Genomic DNA, 10,477 nt, shown 5'->3' with positions numbered 1-10,477 from the left:
GCAAGACTCTTTGTTATTCTAAATGTGAGGAAATGCTCAAGCATTCTATTAAATTATTAATACATTACTTGAAGTTTGACGATATTCCCATTCCTGGAGCATTCATACCTTGATTCAGCAACGCCGAGCTTTTATCAATGCTATAATTGGGCTGACACTTGCACTCTACTGCACTCAACACCAAAACCACGATCGCGATCGCCCTTGAATTTGCATTCAGCACAATGTTCAGGCATACTGCATAATTAAAAAGCCTTATTTTTAGTCCATAAACCCCAACCATGAGAAGTTACTACTGCGGCGAACTACGAAGCGAACACATCGGACAAACTGTCACCCTTTACGGCTGGGTGGATCGCCGCCGCGATCATGGCGGGGTGATTTTTCTCGATGTGCGCGATCGATCGGGTATTGTGCAAATTGTCAGCGATCCGCAGCGCACCCCCGACTCCTATAACGGCGCTGAGGCTTTGCGCGGCGAATACGTGGTGAAAATTATCGGTAGAGTCACCAGCCGCCCCGAAGATTCCCTCAACCCCAAATTACCTACGGGTGAAGTAGAAATTTACGCTGACGAAATCGAGTTGTTGAATGCGGTGCGGAAACAGTTACCGTTTCAGGTGGCGACGGCTGAGAATGAAAGCGTGCGGGAAGATTTGCGCTTGAAATATCGGTATTTGGACTTGCGGCGCGATCGCATGAGTCGCAATTTACAACTTCGCCACCAAGTTGTCAAAGCCATGCGCCGCCACCTCGAAGATGCGGAAGGTTTCATGGAAATTGAAACCCCAATTTTAACTCGCGCAACTCCCGAAGGTGCGAGAGATTATTTAGTTCCCAGCCGCGTCAATCCCGGTACGTGGTATGCTTTGCCGCAATCGCCACAGTTGTTCAAACAATTGTTAATGGTGTCTGGTTTTGACAGATACTATCAAATTGCCCGCTGCTTCCGCGATGAAGATTTGCGCGCCGACAGACAACCGGAATTTACCCAATTGGACATGGAAATGAGTTTCATGTCTGTGGAAGAAGTCATCAAATTAAATGAAGGTTTAGTCTGCAATATTTTCAAAAGTGTGAAAGGCGTCGAATTACCTTGTCCTTTCCCGCGCTTGACTTACGCCGAAGCCATGGATCGGTACGGTAGCGACAAACCGGATACTCGCTTCGGTTTGGAATTAGTCGATGTTTCCGATTTGATGAAAGATTCGGGATTTAAAGTATTTTCCGGTGCAATTGCTGCGGGCGGAATCGTGAAAGTTTTGCCGATTCCGGGCGGTAATGAGGTTTTTTCTAACGAGCGAATTAAAAAAGGTGATGTGTTTAAAGAAGCCAGCGACGCGGGTGCGAAAGGCTTGGCTTTCATTCGCGTGCGGGAAAATGGTGAAATTGATACGATCGGCGCAATTAAGGATAATTTAACTGAGGCTCAAAAACAGGAATTGCTCGATCGCACGGGCGCGCAACCAGGTCATTTGCTGTTATTTGCAGCCGCCGAGGCACCAACCGTCAATAAGATTTTGGATAGATTGCGTTTGTTCGTCGGTAATGACTTGGGATTGATTGACAAAGACAAGATGAATCTGTTATGGGTGACAGATTTTCCAATGTTTGAATGGAACGCCGATGAGAAGCGTTTGGAAGCATTGCACCACCCGTTTACAGCCCCGCATCCTGATGATATTGCTGATTTAAAGACGGCCAGAGCTCAAGCTTACGATTTGGTATTAAACGGTACAGAAATCGGTGGCGGTTCTCTGCGGATTTACCAGCGAGATGTTCAGGAAAAGGTGTTTGAGGCGATCGGCTTATCGACTGAGGAAGCTTACAATAAGTTCGGCTTTTTGTTGGATGCCTTTGAGTACGGAACACCTCCCCACGGTGGCATAGCCTACGGTTTGGATCGATTGGTGATGCTGTTAGCCGGCGAGGAGTCGATTCGGGATGTGATGGCGTTTCCGAAGACACAGCAGGCGGGTTGTTTGCTGACGAATGCGCCGTCTAGTGTGGATGAGAAGCAGTTGAAGGAGTTGCAAGTGCGATCGACCTATGTACCTAAATCATAGGCTGATAAAACACCTTCAATGAATAGTGGATGGGTGGCGAGAAACCGGGTTTTTCCAGAATATAGCCGTTATCAGAAAGATGAGGTACGTTGTTGGGCTTCAGCCCTCTTAGTTTAAGCGGTTATGTAAGCTGTCAGTTATACCCGATCTTTTTGAGAAAAGCTATACTTCGCCACAAACCAAAGAAACTGCGAAAAACCCGGTTTCTTTGGTTTGCGGGCAATCAGAAACCGGGTTTTTCCCAGAATACTCGTCACACATCGTAGAAACTGCGAAAAACCCGGTTTCTTTGGTTTACGAATGGCCAGATAACCCAGGTTACGGCAAGGCAGCGGGGATATTTAAATGGTTATTCAAACATCTATTGCCGATCGGAAGCCAAATATCGAGCAAATTATTTCAGTCATTACCAAACCGATGATCGGAGAAATTTGTCATCAGGTTATATTTAGTTATGGGGATGAATTACGGCTAGATTTCGGTGAGATGTCTGCCTACACTCACCCAAAATTAGCACATCTATCCAAAGGTAGTTGGCAATTTGGCACGAGGGCAACACCTTGGGTTTTCAAGCAAGGCGATCGCATTTTAACTTCTTCCTTGCCAGTAGATATAGATGGAGAAATAGATGAGGTAGAAATAGATGCTGTCAAAAAAGTTTTGCAGCAATTGGAAAATAAAGAATTGATTGATTTTGCGATCGATGCTGATAATATTAGTCTCACTCTAGTTTTTGAGGGCGATTATCAACTAATTTTACAGGCAGATTTGCAAGATGATTCTGGACTTCCCTATTGGGAATTGTTCATGCCAACAGAACAAGTTTTGACGGTTGGGCCTGGATTCTTTTGGGAATGTAAATCAAGTGTTATTTGAGAATTTGGAAGATTCGATCGCGACTGACTGTTTCAGTATTTTCACCTTCTTTAATAGCATTTTCCATCCCTATATCTTCTAGGGTTTCTGTAAAAACAGTTGATTTACTGTTTAATACTTCTTTTTCCAGTTCTTGACATAACTGCAATTTTTCTGGATAAGGCAGTTGTTTGACTAGGGCTAAAATTTGTTCAAAGTTTAGGGAAAGTTGATAGTTAGCTAGAGTCATTGTTCGTTATGTTGAGGGCTTGTCAATATTTTATCTCAAATCGCGGGTGGCCAGAAACCGGGTTTTTTCGAGAATACTTCGCCACACCTCGTAGAATCTGCGAAAAACCCGGTTTCTTTGCTTCTCGCGAGTGCCCAGAAACCGGGTTTTTTCGAGAACACTTCGCCACACATCGTAGAATCTGCGAAAAACCCGGTTTCTTAGATTTACGGGTGCCCAGAAACCGGGTTTTTGCGAGAATACTTCGCCACACCTCGTAAAAACTGCGAAAAACCCGGTTTCTTTGCTTCTCGCGGGGCCAGAAACCGGGTTTTTTCAAGAATTATTCGCTGCGCCTCGTAGAAGTTGCCAAAAACCCGGTTTCTTTAAGACTCTAAATGAACTCTTTCGAGCCAATTTACAACACTTTGAACTAAATCCGAGTCATGGGGCGAGAAGGTTTGCAGGGGTGGGTGAGGCGTGTCTGCGATGAGACAGATTGTACCGTCGAACCGGGTAAGCGCATTGAGAAAAGTAGGGCTGAAACCTTGGGTGGCCGCGGATGTGGGGCTTTCGTAAAAGATGAGGATGAGGTGTTTGTCGCTATCGCGGCGGAGTTGATTCCAGTAGGATTTGAGTTGGGGGAGGGTTTCGGGTTCGCTATTGGGGCGTTGGGGAAAGTTTTTGTCGAGGAATTGTCCGTAGATGTCGAGGGCGGGGTTATCGGAGTCGATGAATTTGCTGGTGTCGATGCAAATTAGCTGTAGGGATTCGATTAATTGTGTTTCTACAAGTCTGGTATCAAGGATTTTGGGTAATTCTGCTAAATTGAGGCTTTGGGTGAAGGGGGTAGAACCGACTCCTGTTGTTTCTGGGACTTCTGGATGGGGTGTGGTGAGTTGATGGTGCCATGCTTGATAGAAAATTGGGTAAGGCAGATTTTGCGCGCAGTTCCAGATGATTTCAAAGCAGTAGTAGTAGAGGCCATAATTGGTTTCATAGGTCCTATCGCACTGAAATTGCTGCAAAGCTGAGACAACTGAAGGCATCTGGTCATTTTGCACGATTTTATTCAAAATGTCAGCGGCTTCCTGACGGGTATCCTCATCAGTAGTAGTGGAGAGAATTGCGATTAAAGCAGCCATCGCCTCTGGGTTAACTGTGGCAATTTTACCCAAATTTCTAGGGACTACCATACGGGTATACTTATCAGTAGTAGTTGAGAGAATTGCGATTAAAGCAGCGATCGCCTCTGGGTTTCCTGGGTCAATTCTACCCAAACTGCAAGCGACACTCAGACGGGTATCCTCATCAGTAGTAGTTGAGAGAATGGCCATTAAAGCAGCGATCGCCTTTGGGTTTCCTGGGTCAATTTCACCCAAATTGTCAGCGACACTCCGACGGGTATCCTCATCAGTAGTAGTGGAGAGAAGTGCGATTAAAGCAGCGATAGCCTCTGGGTTTCCTGTGGCAATTTCACCCAAATTGTCAGCGACTCTCCGACGGGTATGCTCATCATTAGTAGTGGAGAGAATGGCGATTAAAGCAGCGATCGCCTCTGGGTTGTCTGTGGCAATTTTACCCAAACTGTTAGCGACACTCCGACGGGTATGCTCATCATTAGTAGTGGAGAGAATGGCGATTAAAGCAGCGATCGCCTCTGGGTTGCCTGTGGCAAATTCACCCAAACTGTCAGCGACACTCTGACGGGTAAACTCATCAGTATTAGTGGAGAGAATGGCGATTAAAGCAGCGATCGCCTCTGAGTTGCCTGTGGCAATTTTACCCAAAATTTCAGCGACACTCTCACGGATAAACTCATAATTAGTAGTGGAGAGAATGGCGATTAAAGCAGCGATCGCCTCTGAGTTGCCTGTGGCAATTTTACCCAAACACAGAACGACATTCCTACGAGTACACCCATCATTAGTAGTGGAGAGAATGGCGATTAAAGCAGCGATCGCCTCTGGGTGGCAGGCAGCAATTTTACCCAAACTGTAAGCGGCCATCCAACGGGTAAACTCATAAGTAGTAGTGGAGAGAATGGCGATTAAAGCAGCGATCGCCTCTGGGTTGCCTGTGGCAATTTCACCCAAACACTCAGCAACCCCCAAACGGGTATGCTCATCAGTAGTAGTGGAGAAAATTGCGATTAAAGCAGCGATCGCCTCTGGGTTGCCTGTGGCAATTTCACCCAAATTTTCAGCAACACGCCGACGGGTAAACTCATCATTAGTAGTGGATAGAATGGCGATTAAAGCAGCGATCGCCTCTGGGTTGCCTGGGTCAATTTCACCCAAATTTTCAGCAACACTCCGACGGGTAAACTCATCATTAGTAGTGGATAGAATGGCGATTAAAGCAGCGATCGCCTCTGGGTTGCCTGGGTCAATTTTACCCAAACACTCAGCAACACTCCGACGACCATTTTCATCTTTAGTTTTTTTCAGTAAATCAATGAGTTGGTTGACAGCTATACTATAGTTTGTCTCTAACAGTGCTGCTCTTGCTCCCTCTGCAATAGGAGCGATAAATCTCCGCCATTCTTGTTTTTCAATGTTGAAATAACCGCAGCCCCCGTTAATGATTGCTGCTACTATTTCATCAGCCCACTTACAATCTTTAAACTCTCCTATTCCCGCAGCAGCTAGAAAAAAGGCTCGATATCCATAAAAATCATTGCACTCATCCTCAAACCCGCCCAAGGCCTCAATAAACTCCTGCTTCTGTTTCCGATTCACATTCTCCAGCCCCAACCACAGCAAAATCACCTGCTTCCACTGCGCCTCAAAAATCCGATATTCCTTCCCCACCACCGGAAAATCAATATGATTCCGAGGTAAAAAATAATCCCAATCATCCACCGCCAACGCCGCAAAATACTCCTGAAACGTCGCATGATAAAACCCATAAACAGATTCTTCCGGTTCGTCAATATCGATACCTACCCGATTCAACCATCCCAGAGATAACGCCAATGATAATAAAGACGTTTCATCGCTGCGTTCTCCTAAATACTCACTAACTAACTGATAGGACAAGCGAAAACGACCAGATTTCCCATCAATTGCAGCTTTTGCTAATTCTCCTAACGCTTCATGTAAAAGTTTCTGACACTCACCCTGAGTTTTTCCACATAGCTTTGCGTAGCTTTTGATAATCTGCTCTTTCCAGCGATAGAAATACTTAATAAAACTTGCATATAATTGAGCCTGAGTATCCGGTAAAGTTCCGTCTCTCAAACTCCAAATTTGACACAACATCCACAACCGCAACGGATTTTGAATCAACTCCTTGAGACGCGAATTCTCCGATTCTGCTAGCGCCGCCTCCAAACTCTCCCCCGTCGCAGCATCCCCCATCCCCGCAAACCAACGGCGAATATACTCCGTCACCTGTTCCGGGTTAAACTGCAAATTGCGAAACACATCAAACCCCGAAAAAGCATTTTGATCCGCCTCCCAAACATTCACCCGACAAGTCACCACCACCCGCGCCGTCCGCACCCATGTCGTTGGCAAATCTCCCCCCAACTGCTTCATTCCTTGAGAGTTGGCCATTTCATCCACACCATCCAGCAACAACCAAACCCGACTCATTTGTGCTTCTAAATCACGGCGCGTCGGTTCTCCCGAACGCTTCGGCAACCACACTTTTTCCAAATACTGACAGATATCTTGCTCGCCTAATTCAGCTAAATCTATCCAAATCGGCAACCCCAATTCTTGCTCTAAAATCCAATCAGCAATCTTCTGCAATCGCGTGGTTTTCCCCGCACCCGGTTCGCCAATAATCGCTATTTTTCGCCCTTGACTGATGTCGCTTTTCCCTTGTCGCAATACATCCTCAAAAAAGCGTTCTTCAGCAATGGGAATCAGTTTTTCTGTTTCTTTTTCCTTTTCTTCCTGCTGATTCCTTGGCTGAGGTTTGGGTTTTTGGCGTTCGACAATGGCTAAGGGAACATAAACGCCATCGAGTTGCGGAGTCATCCCGTTGGCGTTGGTGAAGAGGTTGGTGGTGAGTTCTTTTTGTAGCGCGAGGTTTTGGCGGCAAATTTCTTGCCAGTTTATAGTTTCTTCTTTAGGTTTAGGGGTTTCATGTAATATCTCTACTGTGACAGACCCAATTTTAATCTTCCACCGTTCTTCAATTACTTTTAAATTATCTTTTTTCTCAGCAGTTTGATGCTTTAGCTTGAGGTGAAATTTCCAAAACCCCTGAGTTTTTGCACTAGGTTTAAGGACAAGTATATCTAAGTCTTTCAGACAGTCCAAAACATCTTGGATTGCCTCTCCTCTTCTCTGGGCGTTATCGACATTCTTTTCATCCTTGGGTTGAGAGAGTTCTAATGCCTCTCCCAAACATTCCACCAATGCCCATAAATCATCTTTAGTGATCCCTTTCTCAACGGTTTGGGTTCTGTTGTTGCGTTTTTGCTGAATTTTCCCGGATACCAGCAACTCATCTTCCTTTACCCATTCCACGTTGAAGGTAGCTTTCAGCTTATCCCCCGGCACGGCAATTTCCCCATCCGCGAGGGCGAGTAACGCCTCAACCAGTTTGAAGACGTTATTTTTTGTGGTGGCGTTTTTCCCGTATTTTCGTGCCATCGCTACCTTTTGAGTAAAATTTATCGTCGCTTGGGCAAACTTGCCCACAGGAGTTGGTTTGCCCAAGCGCTTAACCTCGATTATACAAGGGTTTCAGAATTTTTGCTTTTTGCTTGTGTGGGCAAAAGCCCAAAAAAATAATTTACCTCATAAGCACAAAACGAGGTGAATTATGGCTACCCAGGAAGATAGAATCAAGCAGCGCGAAGCATTGGAAGATGCTCATGGTAATTTTGTTGAGCCATATATTAATCAATTGATTGAAGTCAACGCTCAGTCTTTACCCAATATTGATGTTGCGCTTCCTGGGTTTTGCTATGTGTCGGGATGGTTGGTTTTGGTTGTATTTTATTGTTTTTGGACGCGCTATCGGATGTCAGCAGAATAGCCTATATTATTCGGCGGTTGAAACCGCTTCTACACAAACGAAGTCTGCCTCCGCAGACTAAGAGGTAAACGGTGTATTTAAACCAGGTTTGGTATAATATTGTTATATCAAACTGCTGCTATATGAGCTGATGGCAAAACTTTACTATCTTGGCATGGCGGAGCTAAATGGTAAGCCAAAAATAGGTCGCAATGCTAGATTATTAGGGGTTAGACCTGGTATTGACATAGATATTGAACAAATGCCGACAGGTTATCTAAATGACCAAGGCTATTTGTTAGCAGATTCAGAACGTGTGTTTCGAGGAGAGCTTGTTGCTGTTGCCGTCAGGAATACAAAGGGAATGTCTGTTTCTATTTCAATTGAAAGTTTACCAGCTTTTCGCAGACCCTCAAAATTTGGTGGAACTGGAAAAGACCCCCTATGGCAAATTGATGACAGAAACATTATGGGAGATTTGCAGGCGATCCAAGATAGCCCCACCCACGTTAGTATCTTGCCAAGAGTTACAATGTCTCTGGAAAGGTATGAGGCAGCATTGGCAAACACCCAAAATGATTGGGAAAGAGTTGATTAACTTTATATATCATAGGAGTCTCTAACAATGGCGTGGATATTCAGTTTATCGGCAGAGTGTGGCTCTGATGAAGCCAATGTTAATAAATTTGCTCAACACTTTGAGGGCATAGAATGGATGCTCTCAAATAATCGCCAATGTCTATGTCGAACAGATACTTTTCAAGATATGGATCGAAACTGGTGGTGTCGGGTTTATCCCAATAATGTTAGTGAAGTGGGAATAGATAGCCCTGAAAGCGCTTATGTAATGACAGAGTTAGGTATTTTATTTTATCTATCTCTACGGTTTGCTCCTTGGTTTCGCTATGCTTTGGTTGGGGTTGAAGTTGATGAATTCAGAACCTATAGTGAACTTATGGAGGATTTATCTAATTTATCTATTCCGGGATTGGTTTTAGCAAAGGAACTTACTCATGGGCTAGAAATATTACCAGTTTTTCGACCATTTAGTCCTAGTTATATGTGGCAACCATATGAGGGGGAAGTCTATAATCCGTTAATGGCATCCCCAGAGTTGAAAAATAAGCTGAATGAGCTTCTAGCTGTGAGGTAACAATATTCGTAAGGCCGATCGCACTTAACGCAAAAAGTGCGTAGGCGACAGCCGAGGCGACAGCCATCGACCTCCGCGATCATTCTTTCCAGTAACGAGTTAAAATCCGAATCACCTCACCCGCTAGAGGCGAAGGTAGAGGCGGGCTCCATTCCCCAACTTGTGCAAAACCCAAAACGTGCAGCAGATTAACGATGCTTTCTACCGCTTTGGGAACCCCGCAAATGAGCAAACGAATCGGTTGTTTCCCTTGAGGTACGTCGGGAATTTCTTCCCGGAGCAGCTCGGGAACGGATTTTGGTTGTGATATCATACAGTTTCTCCTGAATATGGGAGTTCAAGCCCCCACCGAACGATCGTGAGTCTGAGCGGTGGGGGCTTGGTTTTTGTTTGTTAGATTAGTATAGCATAAGCTAGATTGCGGTGTGCTACTTTGGCTCAAAAAAGCTCTAAAAAATTTGCAGTCAGCTAAAATGACATGGTGAACACGCTACCCCCAAACAATGTGAGTCCAGCAAAATCTCCTAGAGTTGCTTTTTACCCCCCGCCTGAAGTTAAGGAGAAGTTAGAGAAACTGGCGAGTATTGAGCGTCGTTCGATTTCCCAAATGGCACTACTTTTGGTGGAGGAAGGGCTCGAAAGAGCACAGAAGGAAGGTAAGTTCAATGAATCCAAAGACGATTAAACCGCTAACTCTACCCTCACTGCCACTTGCCGATCGCTCTCAATTGCCTGTGTGTCCTGCCGTATACTTTGTTTGGGACGGCAATTTAAAAGATTGTCAAGGTTGCAGAATGGTAACATCTGCTTGCAAATTTATCGCTAGCAGTTGAGCGTCACCAGTGATCCGTTGGAAATTGGCAGTTGTAATGGCCGATCGCAATATCAGCAATAAAGAATTGGCGGCTTTAGTTGGGATGCACCCCACTTCCGTGTCTAAAATCAAAACCCGCCGCCGACTCACTCGAATCGATGAAGCAACTCTCAGCGCTTTGTGCAAAGCACTGAATTGTCAGCCCGGAGATTTAATGGTGTATGAGGAGGACGAACCCGATCGCGAAAAATGACATCGTTGTTTACTGTTATTTCAAAATTATTATTAAACCGCAGAGGACACAGAGAACACAGAGGAAGATAAGAGAGAGATGAATAATAAAGACACAATTATTCCCGATTTCTACCTAACTCTCTTTTCTC

The 10,477-nt window shown here is 45.0% G+C and carries 11 protein-coding genes; 7 read left to right on the top strand and 4 right to left on the bottom strand.

Going from position 1 to position 10,477, the window contains the following annotated elements:
• Positions 1-64: 64 nt before the first annotated feature.
• Positions 65-223 carry a hypothetical protein gene (locus QZ938_RS20100; protein ID WP_293352963.1) on the bottom strand — a complete coding sequence of 53 codons (159 nt, stop codon included), beginning with the start codon at positions 221-223 and terminating at the stop codon, positions 65-67.
• 58 nt (positions 224-281) lie between these two features.
• Here QZ938_RS20100 and aspS point away from each other — a divergent pair, with 58 nt between their 5' ends.
• The gene (aspS, locus tag QZ938_RS20095; RefSeq protein WP_293352957.1) at positions 282-2,066 is read left to right on the top strand and encodes an aspartate--tRNA ligase; all 1,785 of its coding nucleotides are present in this window, start codon (positions 282-284) and stop codon (positions 2,064-2,066) included.
• A gap of 345 nt (positions 2,067-2,411) precedes the next feature.
• Positions 2,412-2,942 (top strand): hypothetical protein, encoded by a 531-nt coding sequence (locus tag QZ938_RS20090; RefSeq protein WP_293336688.1) that lies wholly within the window; start codon positions 2,412-2,414, stop codon positions 2,940-2,942.
• Here the strand turns inward: QZ938_RS20090 and QZ938_RS20085 are convergent.
• A complete protein-coding gene (locus QZ938_RS20085) occupies positions 2,935-3,171 on the bottom strand; it encodes a hypothetical protein (RefSeq protein WP_293336686.1) in 237 nt (78 codons plus the stop codon). The two genes, QZ938_RS20090 and QZ938_RS20085, sit on opposite strands and share 8 nt — an antisense overlap.
• A gap of 365 nt (positions 3,172-3,536) precedes the next feature.
• Positions 3,537-7,826: a HEAT repeat domain-containing protein gene (locus tag QZ938_RS20080; protein WP_293365630.1), complete on the bottom strand. Its 4,290-nt coding sequence runs from the start codon at positions 7,824-7,826 to the stop codon at positions 3,537-3,539.
• A 106-nt stretch (positions 7,827-7,932) separates the two neighbouring features.
• Here QZ938_RS20080 and QZ938_RS20075 point away from each other — a divergent pair, with 106 nt between their 5' ends.
• The 3 genes from QZ938_RS20075 to QZ938_RS20065 all read left to right on the top strand — a co-directional run bounded on the left by QZ938_RS20075 (position 7,933) and on the right by QZ938_RS20065 (position 9,280).
• Positions 7,933-8,148, top strand: coding sequence for a hypothetical protein (locus QZ938_RS20075; RefSeq protein ID WP_293352953.1), 216 nt, complete (start codon positions 7,933-7,935; stop codon positions 8,146-8,148).
• A 130-nt stretch (positions 8,149-8,278) separates the two neighbouring features.
• Complete coding sequence (locus QZ938_RS20070; RefSeq protein ID WP_293352951.1) at positions 8,279-8,725, top strand: hypothetical protein; 447 nt, start codon at positions 8,279-8,281, stop codon at positions 8,723-8,725.
• A 27-nt stretch (positions 8,726-8,752) separates the two neighbouring features.
• On the top strand, positions 8,753-9,280 hold the full coding sequence (locus QZ938_RS20065; RefSeq protein WP_293352949.1) for a hypothetical protein: 528 nt from the start codon (positions 8,753-8,755) through the stop codon (positions 9,278-9,280).
• Positions 9,281-9,359: 79 nt separating this feature from the next.
• Here QZ938_RS20065 and QZ938_RS20060 read toward each other — a convergent pair whose 3' ends face one another.
• Positions 9,360-9,593 (bottom strand): hypothetical protein, encoded by a 234-nt coding sequence (locus QZ938_RS20060; protein ID WP_293352947.1) that lies wholly within the window; start codon positions 9,591-9,593, stop codon positions 9,360-9,362.
• A gap of 165 nt (positions 9,594-9,758) precedes the next feature.
• Here QZ938_RS20060 and QZ938_RS20055 point away from each other — a divergent pair, with 165 nt between their 5' ends.
• Both QZ938_RS20055 and QZ938_RS20050 read left to right on the top strand, forming a co-directional pair.
• Complete coding sequence (locus QZ938_RS20055) at positions 9,759-9,965, top strand: hypothetical protein (RefSeq protein WP_293336674.1); 207 nt, start codon at positions 9,759-9,761, stop codon at positions 9,963-9,965.
• A gap of 157 nt (positions 9,966-10,122) precedes the next feature.
• Complete coding sequence (locus QZ938_RS20050) at positions 10,123-10,347, top strand: helix-turn-helix transcriptional regulator (protein ID WP_293352945.1); 225 nt, start codon at positions 10,123-10,125, stop codon at positions 10,345-10,347.
• Positions 10,348-10,477 lie beyond the last annotated feature (130 nt).

It is taken from the genome of Microcoleus sp. CAWBG27, from assembly GCF_020883145.1.
Lineage (GTDB): Bacteria > Cyanobacteriota > Cyanobacteriia > Cyanobacteriales > Microcoleaceae > Microcoleus.
This window is presented reverse-complemented; position numbering and strand designations above follow the sequence as displayed.

Bases quoted from the DNA above. Each gene is read 5' to 3' on its own strand.
- aspS (WP_293352957.1), top strand. From the start codon at position 282: ATGAGAAGTTACTACTGCGGCGAACTACGAAGCGAACACATCGGACAA.
- QZ938_RS20090 (WP_293336688.1), top strand. From the start codon at position 2,412: ATGGTTATTCAAACATCTATTGCCGATCGGAAGCCAAATATCGAGCAA.
- QZ938_RS20085 (WP_293336686.1), bottom strand. From the start codon at position 3,171: ATGACTCTAGCTAACTATCAACTTTCCCTAAACTTTGAACAAATTTTA.
- QZ938_RS20075 (WP_293352953.1), top strand. From the start codon at position 7,933: ATGGCTACCCAGGAAGATAGAATCAAGCAGCGCGAAGCATTGGAAGAT.
- QZ938_RS20070 (WP_293352951.1), top strand. From the start codon at position 8,279: ATGGCAAAACTTTACTATCTTGGCATGGCGGAGCTAAATGGTAAGCCA.
- QZ938_RS20065 (WP_293352949.1), top strand. From the start codon at position 8,753: ATGGCGTGGATATTCAGTTTATCGGCAGAGTGTGGCTCTGATGAAGCC.
- QZ938_RS20060 (WP_293352947.1), bottom strand. From the start codon at position 9,593: ATGATATCACAACCAAAATCCGTTCCCGAGCTGCTCCGGGAAGAAATT.
- QZ938_RS20055 (WP_293336674.1), top strand. From the start codon at position 9,759: ATGGTGAACACGCTACCCCCAAACAATGTGAGTCCAGCAAAATCTCCT.